The sequence below is a fragment of the Embleya sp. NPDC020630 genome (assembly GCF_044334985.1).
In the GTDB taxonomy this organism is placed as follows: Bacteria; Actinomycetota; Actinomycetes; order Streptomycetales; family Streptomycetaceae; genus Embleya.
Genome location: NZ_JBIRUB010000001.1, coordinates 74,705 through 91,115 on the forward strand (window position 1 = coordinate 74,705; position 16,411 = coordinate 91,115).

Consider the following 16,411-nt stretch of genomic DNA (forward strand, 5'->3'; position numbering starts at 1 on the left):
GTCGAACGCGATGGCAGGTGAGGTCGGCTGATGTTGCATCAGATCGTGTACCGCTGGGACCCGGACGGACTGCTCGGGCGCCGCGGCATCGTTCCGGTCGCCACCTCGCTGGGCCGCGACGAGGTGTTCGGTTGGCACACCCGCACCGGGCTGGCCGAGGCGGTCACCATGGACTACGGCGACCCCGCGTGCCCGGCGTCCAGCGTGTGTCTGCTCGACACCCCGCTCGGAGTGGCGCTGATCCGCCGGGAGTTCTCCGCCGACGCGCGCCGCCAGCGGCTGAACAACTCCGCCCACGTGCTGGTCGGTCCCCGGGACTCGATCGCGCCGTTCGACGCGCTCGCGTGGGGCTCGCTGGAGCGGCGCGCGCCCGGCGCGCTGGACCTGGACCGGGTCCAGCCGGGCTACGGCCTCAAACCGCTGCCCGACGAGCGGCTGGCCGCGGCCTTCGAGGTCGCCGCCGGCGACCTGCACGAGCAGGCCCAGCGACTGGCCGACCCGCTCGAAGTGCTCGTCGCCGCCGTGCTGCGCCGCCCCCGGGCCCGGCCGGCCCTGCTGCCGGCCGGCGCCGAGGACGCCACCGTGCTGCTGTGGGGCCTGCAACACCTGCTCACCGCACTGCTCCCGGGACCCTGGACGTTCTCCACCTTCGAGGTCGACGACGCGCTCGACGACCCCAACGGGGCGCCGCGCTTCATCGCGCTGCCCCGGGTGCCGTCCGGTCCGCCCGGCCCGCGCGTGCGGGTGGATCTGACCGGCCACGGCGAGCCGTTCGACCCGCACCGCGAACTGGCCCGGCGGATCGTCCGGCACTACGTGAGCGCCGGCTGGGCGGGCTTCCACCGGCTGCTCAACGTCCCCACCGAGGTGCACACGCTGCCCGAGGCGGACCGGGTGAACGCGATCCGGCAGCGGCTGGACGCGCTCGGCACCCGTCAGGAGGCCCGGACCACCCGACCGCGCGAGGAGCCGCCGGTGGGCCAGGCGCCCGGACCGGTCGGCGCCCCGCCCGGGACCGCCGGCCGGACCGCACCGCGCGACACCCGCGAGCCGACGCGCGGGGCGAGCGAGACGATCACCGTCGTCACCCCGTCCGCCGGCGCCCCGGCGGCCGATCCCATCGACTCGAATCGACCCGTGGTGCGCTGCCCCTTCTGCCTGGACCTGGTCCGCTGGAACGAGAACGACCTCTACGAGCGCGACGCGCGGCTGCGCTACGCACGGGTCGACCTGAGCACGGTCACCGACCCGGTCAAGCGGCACGACCGCATGATCACCACCTTCATGCGTTGCCCCAACCCCACGGGCGACGAGGAGCGCGAGCACTTCCTGCCGACCAACTACATGATCCACGAACCGCCGCTGGTGGTCGGGCTGATCGGTGACGGCCTCTCCGGCAAGACCCACCTGTTGGCCGCGATGATCGCCGAGATCGACGCGGGCGGGCTGCGGCAGTACGGGGTGACACACGTGCCGGTGGACGCCGGCCACCACCAGGAATACCTGCGGGACCGGGTCGACCTGTTGCAGCGCGGACAGATGCTCGGGACCACGGTCAACCACCAGGGCAACCTCGTGCAGTTCGCCGACGCGCTGCTGCTGCGCGCGGGCGGGCGGACCCGGCCGATCGCCTTCTTCGACGTCAGTGGCGAGGACCTGGCCCGGGGCGGCCGGGAGATGCAATTCCTGGCCGCCGCCGACGCGTTCGTGTTCGTGGTGGACCCGGTGGTCGCGGTCGACCTGCCGGAGTTGCGCCGGCTGACCCGCGACGGCGAGGACACCGCGGGCCTGCGCCGGGGCGACCGCACCTTCGCCGCGGTGATGGACCGGCTGCCGCGTACGGCCGCGCTGCTCGACCAACCGGTCGCCGTCGCGGTCACCAAGTCCGACCTGATCCGCTTCGAGCCGCCCGTGGACGCCTGGTTGGGCTCGCAGCCGCCCCGACCCGGGGTGGTGGACCCGGCGCGCACGGACGCGGAGAGCCGCGACGTGTACTCGTTCCTGTACGCGCACGACGCCGGCGCCTGGCTCAGCCCGTTCGAGGAATTCCGGCGCTGCACCATGCACTTCGTCTCGGCGACCGGCGCGCGTGAGCGGGACGGGCACTTCCCCGGCGGCATCCGGCCGCGCCGGGTTCTGGAACCGGTGGTGTCCATCCTCGCGATGTGCGGCATGCTCGATCAGGCCGACATCGAGCGGGTGGGGGTGTGAGATGGCATCGGACGGTGTGGGCGCCACAGAGGATCGACTGGACGAGATCGTCTATCGCTGGAGCTACGACCACCTCCTGGGCGGTCGCGGCATGGGTCCGGTCGCCACGTCCCTGGGTCTGAACGAACTCCGGGACTGGCACGGCGGCTTGGAGCAGCACGTTTCGATGGACCGCTCGCTGCCGGAGACCCCCGCCTGGAGCTTTTGCCGGGTACGCCTGGAGAACCGGCACGCGCTGGTGCTGCGCGAGGCCGCGGTCCACGCCGGCAACCGACCGGGAACCAGCGCGCACGTCCTGGTGGACCCCGAACTCAGCGTCGGAGCCCACACGATGCTGGCCACCGCGTGGCTGCACGAGGAGCGCGGCGGCGGGCTCACCGGGTCCAGGACCCCGCTCGCCGAGGTGCCCGAGAACGTACCGCTGCGCGGTACCACGATCCGCCCGGAGGCGTTCGACCCGGCCATCCGCGGGCAACTGCGCGAGCGGGCCCGAGCCCGGCCGGAACTCCTCGAGGTCGTGCTCGCGGCCGTGCTGCGCGACCACCACCGCACCTTCACCCTGCATCAGCACGACGTCGGCGCGGACATGGTGCCGCTGCTGTGGGGCGTGTTCGATCTGGCGCAGCCGATCGCGCCCGGGATGTGGACCTTCTCCACCTACGAGACCAGCGACGCGGCGCTGAAGCCGCGCTTCGTCCTGGTCCCGCGCTGGCCGAACGCGCCGGAGCCGGCCAACCGGCTGCGGATCGACCCGCGCGCCGAACCGCAGCCGGGGCAGGACGTGTTCCGCGATGCCGCCGGGCTGCTGGTGCAGCTGTACTGCACGCGCCCGTGGGCCGAGGTGGATGGGCTGCTGGCCCGGATCGAGACGGCGATCGGCGCCGAAGGGGCGTCGTATCGGGAGGTCGCGGACCTGGTGCTGGCGCTCGAATCGGACGCGACCAGGCTGACCCCGGCGGTCGCCGTCGCGCCGCGGGAGAGCCGGGCGCCGGAGCCGCCGCGGGCCGCGCAGACGCCGCGGGCGCCGCAGGCGCCGCCCGAGCCGCCCGTGCCGCCCGTGTCTCAGGCGGATGCCGAGCGTTGGGAGAACGGCTACACGGAGACCTGGATCAACGGAAGCGAGGACGACGAGCCGGACTCCGCGGGCGAGCCCGGTGGCTACACCGAGCAGGATCGGTACGGCCGGGGCGCCGCGCCGGGATACGCGCGGCCGGGCCAATCGCCGCCCGGGGCCGGGCAGTCGGGTTCGGCGCCGCCGGGGTTCGGGCGGTCCGGGCAGGCCGACGCGTGGCGGGTGGGCGACGAGGCGAACCGGGCCGGGCCGATGCCGGCGTACCGCCCGACGGTGGGCGGCGACGCGCCGGTCCCGCCCCGCCCGGATCGGCTCGCCCCCGCGCCGGGGGCGTCCCCCCGCCCCGAGTCCGGCTCGGGCAGCCGTCCGGTGTTGCCCCCGACCGGCCCGACGGACCGCCTCGCGCGCGGCACGTGGGACCGGGGGGAGTGGGAACGTCTGGGCGCCTCCCGCAACGGCTACACCGCGCTGGGGGTGGCCGACGGGCTGCTGACCCGGAGCAACGGACACGAGACGAACGAGTTCCGCGACGTACTCACCCAGGTCGACCCCGCCTCGCTCGCGGTCGCTCTGCTGCTCGCCCGGCCGCCGCTGCTGGCCCCGGTGGTGTACCGGCTGGATCGGCTCCTGCATCCCGCCTACGGCGACGGCGGCCGGCCGGAGCGGCACACCAGGCAGACGTATGCGACGGTGCTCGGCCGGCTGCACGAGGACATCAACACCCTCGACACCTGCGGCGCCCCGAGGCAGACGCTGTGTCGGCTGGTGGAGATGCTGGCCCGGATCACCGTGGCCGAGGTCAAGCGGCCCAGATTCGGCGCCGACGTGCTGTCCACGCTGGCCGTCGACGTCGCGGGCACGGTCTGGGCCCTTCGGACGTCTTTGCGGGTGTGGGCGGATTATCAGAACGTGCTCGTGGACGTGCTGTGTTCCTCCCGCTATCGCGAGCCGTTTCTGCTCGAGATGGGGCGACTGACCGTGGAGAGCTTCCAGACCATGCCGCACAGGACGGGACCGTAGCCATGACGGCACGCACGGCACGCACGGCGCAGCCGGGAGGGAACCAGCCGCCGACCGGGGCCGAGGCGGACGGGTTCCGCCAGATCGTCTACCGGCGCCAGGACGACAGCCTGCTCGGCGGGCGCGGCCTGGGGCCGATCGCCTCCTCCGTGTCCCGGGACGAACTGCTGGGCTGGCACGACGAGTTGCGCGAGCATGTGGCGGTCGACGCGGAGGACCGGGGGGCGCCGGTGACCAGCGTCGCGCTGGTGCACACCGGTCGCGGCGCGGCGGTGGTCCGGCGCGAGTACGTGGTCGACGGGAACAACGCGCGCGTGTTGCTCGACCCCGGCCGCGATCTGGGGCCGCATGCCGCGCTGGTACTCACCCAGGAGGCCGTGTGGGCTGGGGAGACGGCCCTGGAGGACATCCCGCGCGGCTACGGACTCGCGCCGCTGGCCCCGGACTTCGTGGCCACCGCGCTGGACGGGCACGCCGAGCGGCTGCGCGGCCGGGCGCGTGAGCAGGCCTACCTGCTGGAGGTCGCGGTCGCCGCCGTGCTGCGGCATCCGGGTCGGTTCTTTTCGTTCCGGCAGGCGGACGTGGGGATCGATCCGGTGCCGATGTTGTGGGGATTGTCCGACCTGCTGCTGTGGCTGGTGCCGGTGTCCTTCACGTTCTCCACCTTCGAGACGCTGGACCACTCGGGCAAGCCGAGGTTCGTGGTGCTGCCGCGCCGGCCGCGCGACGCGCAGCCGTGGGCGGGCCGCTACCGGTTGGTGGTGGGGGAGGAGCCCAAGGCCGGTTCGGACGTGCACGCGCATGCGGCGGCGCTGCTGGTGAGCCGCTACACCGACACCGACTGGGCGGGGATCCACCGGCTCCTGGAGGGCATGCGCGACCTGCGACCGCTGCCGCACGAGCGGGCCGAGGAGCGGTCGCGGGAGATCTGCGCCCGGTTGGGACGGCGGGGCTCCGGTTCCGGGTCCGGGTCGGGTGCGTCGGTCGGCGCGCCGATGCCGCCCGCGCCCGCGCGTGCGCTGTCGTTCGAGCCTGCGCCGGTGTCGGTGCCCGCGCCGCCGCGCGCCGCCGCGCCCGCGCCGGTTCGGGATCGGGGGCTGGCGACCGAGAAGGCGCTGGTGGCCGCGGCGGAGCGGGTACGGCGGGACGGCGCGGCGGCGCGGGTCGAGCGGGAGCCCCGGGTGGTGACGGTGTCCACGGCCGAGGAGGAGCCGGCGTTTCCCTACCCGGCGGAGCCTTCGGCCCCCCGGGCCGCGTCGACCGTGTCGCCGCCCCGGCCGTCGCTGCCGTACTCGGCTCCGGCCGCCGCGAGCGCGGAGCCCGCGGATGTGACCTGGTACGCCGACGACGGTGCGGTGTTCGAGGAGATCGAGGACGCCTTCACCGGGCCGTGGCCGGGCTTCGAGGAGGAGCGCGGCGAACTGCCGATACCCGCGCTGCCGCACACCGACGACGACCTCGACGCGGTCCCGGAGGCCGAGCCGGGCGCCGAGCCGGGCGCGGTCGGCGGACCGGAGAGCCCGCCGACCCCGGGCGCGCCGCCGATCAGCGCCGGGAACGCGCCGTGGAGCGTGTGGGCGGAATTCGGCATTCCGGATACCGAGGTGAACAAGATACGGCGCGCGGTCAAGCGCCTTCCGGACAAGCCGACGCTACGCGAACGGGCACTCGGCGGCGGAGCGGCCAAGACCGAGGTCGCCACGATCGACAACATCGTCACCCTCGCGGTCGCGCTGCGGTTGGCCGACCTGCGGGTGTTGCCGGTGATCGCGGACCGGCTGACCACGCGCCTGGAACAGCGCCGCCGCCAGCTCGCCCCCGAGGCGTGGAACCCGGACGACATGCGGGCGATGCGGGAAACGGTGCTGGACGCGGAACAGTTCGGGGACCGCCTGGAGGCGGCCGGCGCGGGCGAGAAGCGCACCCGCAAGCTGCTCGAACAACTCCTCGTGGTGGTGCTGGCCCCCAAGACCGACACGAAGGGGGTGCTGCGCCAGATCGCGATCTGCGTACTCTCCGACCGCCGGGACCGGTCCCCGAACCCGTTGATCGAGGAAATCCTCCTCAACAGCCAATGGGGCGAAGACTTCCGCACCGAACTCGGCCGCCGCTGGTCCGAACAAAACCCGCCCCGCTGAAGCCTGCCGGCGACGGGGGCGGGGTGGCGGGGGGCAGGTTCGGAAAAAAATTCGGTCGGTGGTGTCGAGATCGTGTGGCCGGCTTCGTCCCCGGGGTGAGCGCGACCACAATGGGCGCACCAGCACCGAGGAGAACGATCATGGCCAAGTACCTGCTGCTCAAGCACTACCGCGGCGCTCCGGCCTCGGTCAACGACGTGCCGATGGACCGTTGGACGCCGGAGGAGATCACGGCGCATGTGGGCTACATGAACGACTTCGCGGACCGGCTGAAGGAGACCGGCGAGTTCGTCGACAGTCAGGCGCTGACCCCGCAGGGGGCGTGGGTCCGGTACGACGGCGAGGGGCGCCCGCCGGTCACCGACGGCCCGTTCGCCGAGACCAAGGACCTGATCGCCGGCTGGATGATCATCGACGTCGACACCTATGAGCGTGCCGTCGAACTGGCCGGGGAACTGTCGGCCGCCCCCGGCGCGGGCGGCAAGCCGATCCACGAGTGGCTGGAGGTACGCCCGTTCATGAGCGCCTCGCAGCACACCATCGCGGAGTGACGTGACCACCGGCATGAACGAGGCACTGCTGCGCGGCCTCACGCCGAGCGTGCTCGGGATCCTCGTCCGCCGCGGAGCCGACTTCGCGGCGGCCGAGGACGCCGTACAGGACGCGCTGGTCGAGGCGATCCGCGTCTGGCCGACCGACCCGCCGCGGGACCCGAAGGGCTGGCTGGTCACCGCGGCCTGGCGCAAGTTCCTCGACGCGACCCGCGCGGACGCGGCCCGGCGCCGGCGTGAGGACCTCGTCGACGAGGAGCCGGCGCCCGGGCCCACCCCCGCGGCGGACGACACGCTCCGGCTGTACTTCCTGTGCGCCCACCCGTCGCTGACGCCGTCCTCGGCCGTCGCGCTCACGCTGCGCGCCGTCGGCGGGCTGACCACGCGCCAGATCGCCCAGGCATACCTGGTGCCCGAGGCGACCATGGCGCAGCGCATCAGCCGGGCCAAGCGCACGGTCTCCGGCGTGCGGTTCGACCGGCCCGGCGACGTGGCCACCGTGCTGCGGGTGTTGTACCTGGTCTTCAACGAGGGGTACTCCGGCGACGTGGACCTGGCCGCCGAGGCCATCCGGCTCACCCGGCAGCTTGCCGCCGGGATCGACCACCCGGAGGTCGCGGGCCTGCTCGCGCTGATGCTGCTCCACCATGCGCGGCGCGGTGCGCGGACCGCGCCGGATGGCGGCCTGGTGCCGCTCGCCGAGCAGGACCGGGGCCGGTGGGACACCGGGATGATCGCCGAGGGCGTGGTGATCCTGCAGGCGGCGCTGGCCCGTGACCGGCTCGGCGAGTTCCAGGCCCAGGCCGCGATCGCGGCGCTGCACGCCGACGCGCCGACCGCCGAGGAGACCGACTGGGTGCAGATCGTCGAGTGGTACGACGAACTGGTGCGCCTGACCGACAACCCCGTCGTCCGGCTCAACCGTGCGGTGGCCGTGGGCGAGGCCGACGGGCCGCGGGCCGGGCTGGCGGTCCTCGCGACGCTGGACGAATCGCTGCCGCGCCACACGGCGGTGGCGGCGTACCTCCACGAACGCGACGGTGACGCGACGGCGGCGGCCCGCCTGTACGCCGAGGCGGCCCACCAGGCCGGCAACCTCGCCGAACGCAACCACCTGACCCGCCAGGCCGCGCGCCTCCACGCCGGCCGCTGACCGCGGAGCGGGCGCGGCCGGCCTGCGGCCCGCCGGTCCTCAGGCGTCGGACGGGCTGGGGTGTGGGCTCGCCTGTGCCCGATGCCGGGCGGGTAGCGTGCCGCCGGTCCTCAGGCGTCGGACGGGCTGGGGTGTGGGCTCGCCTGTGCCCGATGCCGGGCGGGTAGCGTGCCGCCGGTCCTCAGGCGCCGGACGGGCTGGGGTGTGGGCTCGCTTGTGCCCGATACCGGGCGGGCAGCGTGCCGCCGGCCTGCGGCCCGCCGGTCCTCAAGCGCCGGACGGGCTGGGATTTGCGGGCCGGGCGTTTTTCGGTCCGGCCCCGGCCGGGTTCCGTTCGGCCTTCGGCCGGGTGTCCTCAAGCGCCGGACGGGCTGGGTTTTGTGGGCCGGGCGTTCTTGGTTTGGCCCCGGCTGGGCTTGGTTCGGTTCGGCCTTCGGCCGGGTGTTTTTTGGTTTGGCTCCGGTTGGGCTTGGTTCGGTGGCCGGGTTTTCTCGAGCGCTCGTGTGGTCGGTCCCGTTGGGGGTGCTTTGGGTGGGTCAGCGTTGGACGGTCCAGCCGCTGTTGCGTAGGGCTTGGGTTAGGGCTTCGGCGTGTTGGGGGGCTACCTGGAGTTCGGCCAGGCCGGCTGGGCGGCCCTGGGCGTGGTCGATGCGGATGTCTTCGATGTTGACCTCTGCGCGGCCGACGTCGGCGAACAGGCGGGCCAGCTCGCCCGGGCGGTCGGGGATTACCACTGGGATCGCCTCGTACACGGCGGCCGGTTCGCCGTGCTTGCCCGGGATCCGTGCGTGGCCGGCGTTGCCGCGCCGCAGCAGGGCCTCGATGCCGCGCGTGCCCGCCTCGCGCTTGGCCGCGTCCTCGGCCGCCAGCGACCGCAACGCGCCCACCACGGCGTCCAGATCCCCGGCGAGGCCCGCCAGCACATCGGCCACCGCGTCGGCGTTGGCGCCCAGGATGTCGATCCACAGCCGCGGGTCGGAGCCCGCGATCCGGGTCACGTCCCGCACGCCCTGCCCCGCGAGCCGGGTGTCGGTGTCCTGCGCGTGTTCCAGCCGCGCCGCCATCAGCGCGGACACCAGGTGCGGCGCGTGCGACACCAGCGCCACCGCGTGGTCGTGGTCGCGCGGCTTCATCACCACCGGCACGCCGCGACACAGCGACACCATCTCCAGTGCCCGGTTGAGCGTCTCGGTGTCGGTCTCCCGCGAGGGCGTGAGTACCCACGGCCGGCCCTCGAACAGGTCGCCGCGCGCCGCCAGCGGCCCGGAGCGCTCCCGCCCGGCGAGCGGATGCCCGCCGATGTAGCGCCCGAGGTCGCAGCCCAGTGCGGCGATCTCGGCCAGCGGCTGCTCCTTCACGCTCGCCACGTCGGTGTAGCTCAGCGCCAGCCGCGACTCCTGTACCTGCCGCAGGGTTTCCGCGATCCGCCCCGGCGGCACCGCGAGAACCGCCAGGTCCACCGGCTCGGCCGGCACCGCGTCCAGGCCCGCGCCCATCGCCGCCGCCGTCTGCACCGCGGTCCTGTCGTGATCGCGCAGATACACCGTGACCCCGCGCGAGGTCAGCGCGAGCGCGACGGATGTGCCGATCAGTCCGGTGCCGACCACGGCGGCGGTACGCACGACGGGAACTCCAAGGGGCGGGTGACGGAATAATGGGGGAACCGATCAAGGCTATCCGTGACGGTACCCTCGGGCGGTGTCCTATCGCCCCGCGGCCTCCGCAGCGCCGCCCGGTTCGGCAATACCCGTGACGGCCCCCGGGCCGGCAAGCAGCCAGACAAGTGAAAGGTCGGCGACCGTGGAAGCCCGTACGCCGCTCGCGACCGCCGTGGTCGCCATCGACGGCCCGTCCGGTTCCGGAAAGTCCAGCGTCTCGCGGGCGGTCGCCGCCCGCCTGGGCCTGCGCTACCTGGACACGGGCGCGATGTACCGGGCGATGACGTGGTGGATGCTCACCAACGGCGTCGACATCCACGACCCGGCCGCGGTGGCCTCGGCCGCCGACAAGCCGCAGATCGTCTCCGGGACCGCGCCGGACGGGCCCACCATCACCGTCGACGGCCGGGACGCGGCCGGCCCGATCCGTACCGACGAGGTGACCAAGGCGGTCAGCGCGGTCAGCGCCGTGCCCGAGGTGCGCACCCGCCTGGTCGACCTCCAGCGGGCGGTGATCGGCGCGGGCGGCATCGTGGTCGAGGGCCGCGACATCGCGAGCGTGGTGGCCCCCGACGCGCCGGTCAAGGTGTACCTGACCGCCTCCGAGGCGGCCCGCGCCGCGCGCCGCAACGCCGAGCTGACCGGTACGCAGGCCACCAGCGTCGAGGACACCCGGGCCGACCTGGCCCGCCGGGACGCGCTGGACTCGGGCCGCGCGGTCGCCCCCGCCGGGATGGCCGAGGGGGCGATCCTGGTCGACACCACCGAGCTGAACCGCGAACAGGTGGTCGACCACCTGCTCGCCCTGGTCGCGGAACACGTGCGGTGACCGCGACCCTCGGCGCCACCGCCAAGCCCACGCCCGCCAAGCCCACACCCCCCAGGCCCCCGCTCGCCGGCGCCGCGCACTTCATCGGCGAGCCGCTGCTGCGCAGTTTCTGGAAGGTCCGCGCGCTGGGCACCTGGCACGTACCGACGAGCGGCCCGGTGATCCTGGCGGGCAACCACGCCAACTTCGTCGACGGGCCGATGCTCTTCGCATTCGCCCCGCGACCCACACAGGTGCTGGTCAAGCGCGAGATGTTCGCCGGCGCGCTCGGCCCGATACTGCGCGGGATCGGCCACATCCCGGTCCAGCGCGGCGTCGCGGACCGCCGGATGATCACCGATTCGCTCGACGTACTGGCCGCCGGCGGCGCGCTCGGGGTCTTCCCCGAGGGCACGCGGGGACAGGCCGACTTCTCGGCAGTGCACAATGGACTTGCATATCTGGCATTGCGCTCCGGGTCACCCATCGTCCCGGTGGCGTGCCTCGGCACCGGTGCGCGGGGATCCTCGATCGGTGCATTGCCGGGTCTGCGCTCCCGGATCGACGTGGTCTACGGCAAGCCCTTCCGGGCCGTCGAGAACGCCGACCGCCGGGCCACCCGCAAGGCCGTCCAGGCCGCGTCCGACCGCATCGTCGAACGGCTCACCGCGCACCTGCGCGAGGCCGAGCGGATGACCGGTCGCGCCGGCTGACCAGGACCCCGTCCGAGCTCACCCGAACCGCTACCCGAACGAGGAACACCCCCATGGAGCAGCACGCCGACGCCACGACCGAGGGCGCCTTCGACCCGGAGGCGTGGGAGGCGGGCTACGACCCCGACGAGTGGGTCGACGTCGAAGGGGACGCCCCCGCCCGCGGCGGGCACGACGGGGAGGCGTCCGGACCGCTGCCGGTGCTGGCCGTCGTCGGGCGACCCAACGTGGGCAAGTCCACGCTGGTCAACCGGATCATCGGGCGCCGCGAGGCGGTCGTGGAGGACACCCCCGGGGTGACCCGCGACCGGGTCTACTACGAGGCCACCTGGAACGGCCGCCGCTTCACCGTCGTGGACACCGGCGGCTGGGAGCGCGACGTGGTCGGCATCGACCTGTCGGTGGCGGTCCAGGCCGAGTACGCAATCGAGTCGGCGGACGCGGTGATGTTCGTGGTCGACGCCATCGTCGGCCCCACCGACAGCGACGAGGCCGTGGTCCGGGTGCTGCGCAAGGCCGGCAAGCCGGTCGTGCTGGCCGCCAACAAGGTCGACAACATGGCCCAGGAGGCGGACGCCGCCGCGCTGTGGTCGCTCGGCCTGGGCCAGCCCTGGCCGGTCTCGGCCGTGCACGGGCGCGGCAGCGGCGACCTGCTCGACGCGGCGCTCGCGATCCTGCCGGAGGCCCCCGCGCAGCGCTTCGGCGTCACCGAGGGCGGCCCGCGCCGGGTCGCCCTGCTCGGCCGCCCGAACGTGGGCAAGTCGAGCATGCTGAACAAGGTCGCCGGCGAGAACCGGGTGGTCGTGGACAAGATCGCGGGCACCACCCGCGACCCGGTCGACGAGCTGATCCAGCTCGGTGGCAAGACCTGGAAGTTCATCGACACCGCGGGCATCCGCCGCAGGGTGCACCTGACCCAGGGCGCCGACTTCTACGCGTCGCTGCGCACCACGGCCGCGCTGGAGAAGGCCGAGGTCGGGGTGATCCTGATCGACGCCAGCGAGCGGCTGACCGAGCAGGACACCCGGATCATCTCGCTCGCGGTCGAGGCGGGGCGCGCGATCGTGATCGCGTACAACAAGTGGGACCTCATGGACGAGGAGCGCCGCTACTACCTCGAACGCGAGATCGAGCAGGACCTGGTCCAGGTCACCTGGGCGCCCCGGGTGAACGTCTCGGCGCTGACCGGGCGGCACATGGAGAAGCTGGTCCCGGCCATCGAGACGGCGCTGGCCAGCTGGGAGAAGCGCATCCCCACCGGGCAGCTGAACGCGTTCCTGGGCACGCTGGTGGCCTCGCACCCGCACCCGATCCGCGGCGGCAAGCAGCCCCGCATCCTGTTCGGCACCCAGGCGGGCACCAAGCCGCCCCGGTTCGTGCTGTTCACCAGCGGCTTCCTGGAGGCCGGCTACCGTCGCTTCATCGAGCGCCGGCTGCGTGAGGAGTTCGGCTTCCCGGGCACACCGATCGAGATCCGGATGAAGGTCAGGGAGAAGCGCGGTCGCAAGACCGGTCGCTGACCGCGGCCGACCGCGCGAACGACGACGAAGGGCCCGGACGCCGTGTGCGTCCGGGCCCTTCGTCGTTTGCGTTGTTCGCGTTGTCTGCGTCGTCTCGAGATCCTCGCGCGCGCACCCTCGGGCTACAGCGGCAGGTGGCCGTGTGGGCCCTTGACCCGCGACGGTTGGGCGGGGACCAGGGACGCGCCCCGGTGCCGGCCGTATGTGGTGTAGCCGCCTTGGGTGGGCAGCGAGAAGTTCGGGAACGGGGGGTCCTGCGCGTAGGAGTGGCTGATCGCGGCGGGCGCGCCGTACGAAGGTCGGCTCGCGGCGTAGTCCTCGTTCGTACGCTCGTGCGGGACGGCGCGGAACATCCGCCGCCACTCGGTTTCCAGCGCGTTGTAGATCGGGGTCAGGACGTCGTGAGCGGGCGGGGCCGGGACGCCTACGGAGAGGGCGGGATGGCCTAGGGCTCGGCTGCTGATGGAGTCGTCGAAAGTGAACACATCAGGTCCAACGATCGAGGGCTGTGGGGGTTGTGGGGGCGAGGGGGAAGTGTCACTGATGGTAGGTGGGTTGCTACTGGGTGTTTCGGGGGTTGTGGTGGGGTGGGGTGCGGGGGCTGGGTCGCGCGGGGCTGGGGTGCGGGGAGTGGGTCGCGCGGGGCTGGGGTGCGGGGAGTGGGTCGCGCCGGCTGGGTGGCGGGACCTGGGGCCTGGGGCGTGGGGCGTGGGGCGTGGGGTGAGCGGGGCGGGGAGGCGGAGTCGCGACGTGAGCGGGGCGGGGGGCCGCAGTCGGGTCGGCGGCGTGCTTCTTTTTGGGCGCTTCGCGCCGGCTCGCGAGGCACCGCTTTTCTGCTCCCCCGCTTCGCTCCTCCGCAGAAGAGCGGCCCCTCGCTCGGGGCTGGGTGCCCCTCCGCTTCGCTCCGGGTCACCCAGCCCAAACTTTGCGGCTCCGCCGCTCTCCGCGCTGCGCGCGTCGATCACGCGGGCGGCCCGGGTCGGGGGCGCTGACGCGCCACGGGAGTGCGCGTTGGGTGCGCGGGGTGGCCGTGCTTGTGTGTGGGGTGGGCGAGCCGCGTTCCGGGGCGGGGGCATGGGTGTGTCGATGGGCCGCCTGCGGGGGCGGGGTCAGGTGTGGGTGCGGACTGCCTCGACCATGGCCGTGGTGATCGTGGTCAGGTCGTTCGGGGGTGTGATGTAGGGGGGCATCGTGTAGACGAGGCGGCCGAAGGGGCGGATCCAGACGCCGTGTTCGACGAAGGCGGGTTGGATCTTTGCCATGTCCACCGGGGTGGCGAGTTCGATGACGCCGATCGCGCCGAGGACTCGGACGTCGATCACGCCGGGCAGGGCGCGGGCCGGGGCCAGGCCCGTGCGGAGGCCGTTGCTCAGGGCGGTGATGCGGTCGCGCCAGGGCTCGGAGAGGAGCAGGTCGATGCTGGCTGCGGCGATCGCGGCGGCCAGTGGGTTGGCCATGAAGGTCGGGCCGTGCATGAAGGCGCCGCCCTCGCCGCGTGAGATGGTTCGGGCCACCTCGTCGGTGCAGAGCGTCGCGGCCATGGTCAGGTAGCCGCCGGTCAGGGCCTTGCCCAGGCACATGATGTCGGGCGCGATGCCCGCGTGGTCGCACGCGAACAGCTCGCCGGTTCGGCCGAATCCGGTGGCGATCTCGTCCGCGATCAGCAACACCTCGTGTCGTGAGCACAGTTCGCGGATCCGGCGCAGGTAGGCGGGGGAGTGGAAGCGCATTCCGCCCGCGCCCTGCACGATCGGTTCGAGGACGACGGCCGCCACCGTCGAGCCGTGTCGCTCCAGCAACTCCTCGATTTCGGCGGTGTCCTCGGCGCGCAGCGGGGTGTCGAAGCCCGCGGGCGGGATCGGCGCGAACAGGTGCGTGGGCAGGACCCCGGAGAAGAGGTGGTGCATGCCGCCGACCGGGTCGCACACCGACATCGCGCCGAACGTGTCGCCGTGATAGCCGCCGCGCACGGTCAACAGCCGGGTGCGCTCGGGCCGGCCGCGTCCGCGCTGGTACTGGAGCGCCATCTTCAGCGCCACCTCGACCGCGACCGAACCGGAGTCGGCGAAGAACACCTTGGTCAGCGGCTCGGGGGTGATCTCCACCAGGCGCCGGGCCAGCCGCACGGCCGGCGGATGGGTCAGCCCGCCGAACATCACATGGGCCATCGTGTCCACCTGCGCGTGCGCGGCGGCGTTCAGGACCGGGTGGTTGTAGCCGTGGATCGCGGCCCACCAGGACGACATCCCGTCGACCAGCTCACGCCCGTCGGCGAGCCGGAGCCGGACCCCGTCGGCGCCGACCACGGGGAACAGCGGCGCGTCGCCCTCGGTGCTCGCGTACGGGTGCCAGATGTGCCGCCGGTCCTGGGAAACCAGCTCGTCGCCGTAGGCCGCGTCGTAGTGCTCCATGGCTGGGCACGCTATCGGAGCGTCGGGAGACGACCCGGTACAGGTCGCCTCCCGGCGTGGGCCGCGCGCGGTCGAGGCCGGCGCGCGGCCCGGTCAGATGCCGCTGACCGGGACCGATCCGGCCGCGAGCAGGTTGCGCCGACCCGCCTCGCTCAGCGCGGCGGCCAACTCGTCGTTGCCGGTGTGGATGCCGATGGTGCCGACCGGGGCGGCGAACAGCAGCACGACGCTGTGCGTCTTGGCCGCGTTCAACCACGCCTCGGGCACCTCGGCCGGGGTCTGCGCCTGCCACCACGCCTCGGTACGCCCGCCCGCGCCCGGGAACAGCACCGCGGTCAGGTAGCCGTCGGTCATCTGTACCGACCAGCCGCCGAGCAGCGGCGGCAGCGTCTCCTCGGGGGAGGCGATCGGCGCGAACCCGCGCTCGCCGAGCAGCGACAGGAACTCGTCCTGCGCGCCGGGCGTGCCCGGACGGGCCACGGCCGCCCCGGGCTCGACCACGAGCGCCGCGTAGGTCACGCCCGCGCACACCACCATGCTGCCGGTGATCGAGATCGGCACCGGACCGCCCGGCACCACGGTCTGCACCGCGAGCCCGGGGTTGGCCTGCGCCGCGAGCAGCGGCTCGACCGCGGCCTCGGACACCGGGATCACCTGGGAGGGGATGCAGCGGGTGTGCGCGAACGCGAGTACCGCGGTCTCCTCGGCCAGGTACAACAGCGCGCTGGTCTCCACGGAGGTGGTGTCGCCCTCACCGCGGCACGAGGCGCACGCGTAGGTCTGGGGGCCGGTCTCCCCCGCCACCAGGCGGGCGGCCTCGTCGTCGCCGATCTCGGCGCGGACCTCGGGGCTGACGTCGAGCAAGCGTGACACGGAAGGCTCCATCGGTTGGGGGGGTGTGCGACAGTGAGGGATCGCCGCCTGCGTTCTCGCGCCGGGACGTTACCGCCTGGTGACGTTGTGTCACCTGGAGAATGCGGGAACGTCACCCCTATGGGGCATGTGCGCCCCGCCCGCGCCACGGCCATTCGGGCGACGGCGCCGGAGTGCACGCCCGTGCGCGGCGGTTGAGGTGCGGAATGCGCCATCGAGTGGTCATGCGATGACCGAGGGTTATGGATATGGCCATGCCATTACGCCGGGATCACCCGATGAT

General features: G+C 73.4%; 12 protein-coding genes. 8 read left to right on the forward strand and 4 right to left on the reverse strand.

Going from position 1 to position 16,411, the window contains the following annotated elements:
• Positions 1-30 precede the first annotated feature (30 nt).
• The 5 genes from ACH4XV_RS00295 (at position 31) to ACH4XV_RS00315 (ending at position 8,145) form a co-directional block, all read left to right on the forward strand.
• On the forward strand, positions 31-2,211 hold the full coding sequence (locus tag ACH4XV_RS00295) for a hypothetical protein (protein ID WP_395785628.1): 2,181 nt from the start codon (positions 31-33) through the stop codon (positions 2,209-2,211).
• 1 nt (position 2,212) lies between these two features.
• On the forward strand, positions 2,213-4,303 hold the full coding sequence (locus tag ACH4XV_RS00300; RefSeq protein WP_395785630.1) for a hypothetical protein: 2,091 nt from the start codon (positions 2,213-2,215) through the stop codon (positions 4,301-4,303).
• Positions 4,304-4,305: 2 nt separating this feature from the next.
• Positions 4,306-6,441 carry a hypothetical protein gene (locus ACH4XV_RS00305; RefSeq protein ID WP_395785632.1) on the forward strand — a complete coding sequence of 712 codons (2,136 nt, stop codon included), beginning with the start codon at positions 4,306-4,308 and terminating at the stop codon, positions 6,439-6,441.
• A 140-nt stretch (positions 6,442-6,581) separates the two neighbouring features.
• A complete protein-coding gene (locus ACH4XV_RS00310; protein ID WP_395785634.1) occupies positions 6,582-6,992 on the forward strand; it encodes a YciI family protein in 411 nt (136 codons plus the stop codon).
• A 13-nt stretch (positions 6,993-7,005) separates the two neighbouring features.
• Positions 7,006-8,145, forward strand: a complete 1,140-nt coding sequence (locus ACH4XV_RS00315; protein ID WP_395787028.1) for an RNA polymerase sigma factor — start codon at positions 7,006-7,008, stop codon at positions 8,143-8,145.
• Between the two features lie 536 nt (positions 8,146-8,681).
• Here the strand turns inward: ACH4XV_RS00315 and ACH4XV_RS00320 are convergent.
• Positions 8,682-9,767 (reverse strand): prephenate dehydrogenase, encoded by a 1,086-nt coding sequence (locus ACH4XV_RS00320; protein WP_395785636.1) that lies wholly within the window; start codon positions 9,765-9,767, stop codon positions 8,682-8,684.
• Positions 9,768-9,945: 178 nt separating this feature from the next.
• Between ACH4XV_RS00320 and cmk the strand changes: the two genes are divergently transcribed.
• From cmk to der, 3 genes are read left to right on the forward strand one after another with little or no spacing between them, the layout of a single operon-like run.
• A complete protein-coding gene (gene cmk, locus ACH4XV_RS00325; RefSeq protein WP_395785638.1) occupies positions 9,946-10,632 on the forward strand; it encodes a (d)CMP kinase in 687 nt (228 codons plus the stop codon).
• A complete protein-coding gene (locus tag ACH4XV_RS00330) occupies positions 10,629-11,324 on the forward strand; it encodes a lysophospholipid acyltransferase family protein (RefSeq protein WP_395785640.1) in 696 nt (231 codons plus the stop codon). Before cmk ends, ACH4XV_RS00330 begins: the two co-directional genes overlap by 4 nt.
• Positions 11,325-11,377: 53 nt before the next feature.
• Positions 11,378-12,844, forward strand: a complete 1,467-nt coding sequence (gene der / locus ACH4XV_RS00335; protein WP_078977813.1) for a ribosome biogenesis GTPase Der — start codon at positions 11,378-11,380, stop codon at positions 12,842-12,844.
• 122 nt (positions 12,845-12,966) lie between these two features.
• On the opposite strand, the gene ACH4XV_RS00340 is transcribed toward der, so the two are convergent.
• The 3 genes from ACH4XV_RS00340 to ACH4XV_RS00350 all read right to left on the reverse strand — a co-directional run bounded on the left by ACH4XV_RS00340 (position 12,967) and on the right by ACH4XV_RS00350 (position 16,128).
• Positions 12,967-13,329 (reverse strand): hypothetical protein, encoded by a 363-nt coding sequence (locus ACH4XV_RS00340; RefSeq protein ID WP_395785642.1) that lies wholly within the window; start codon positions 13,327-13,329, stop codon positions 12,967-12,969.
• A gap of 624 nt (positions 13,330-13,953) precedes the next feature.
• Complete coding sequence (gene bioA / locus ACH4XV_RS00345; RefSeq protein ID WP_395785644.1) at positions 13,954-15,255, reverse strand: adenosylmethionine--8-amino-7-oxononanoate transaminase; 1,302 nt, start codon at positions 15,253-15,255, stop codon at positions 13,954-13,956.
• A 93-nt stretch (positions 15,256-15,348) separates the two neighbouring features.
• A complete protein-coding gene (locus tag ACH4XV_RS00350; protein WP_380008441.1) occupies positions 15,349-16,128 on the reverse strand; it encodes a hypothetical protein in 780 nt (259 codons plus the stop codon).
• Positions 16,129-16,411: the final 283 nt, after the last annotated feature.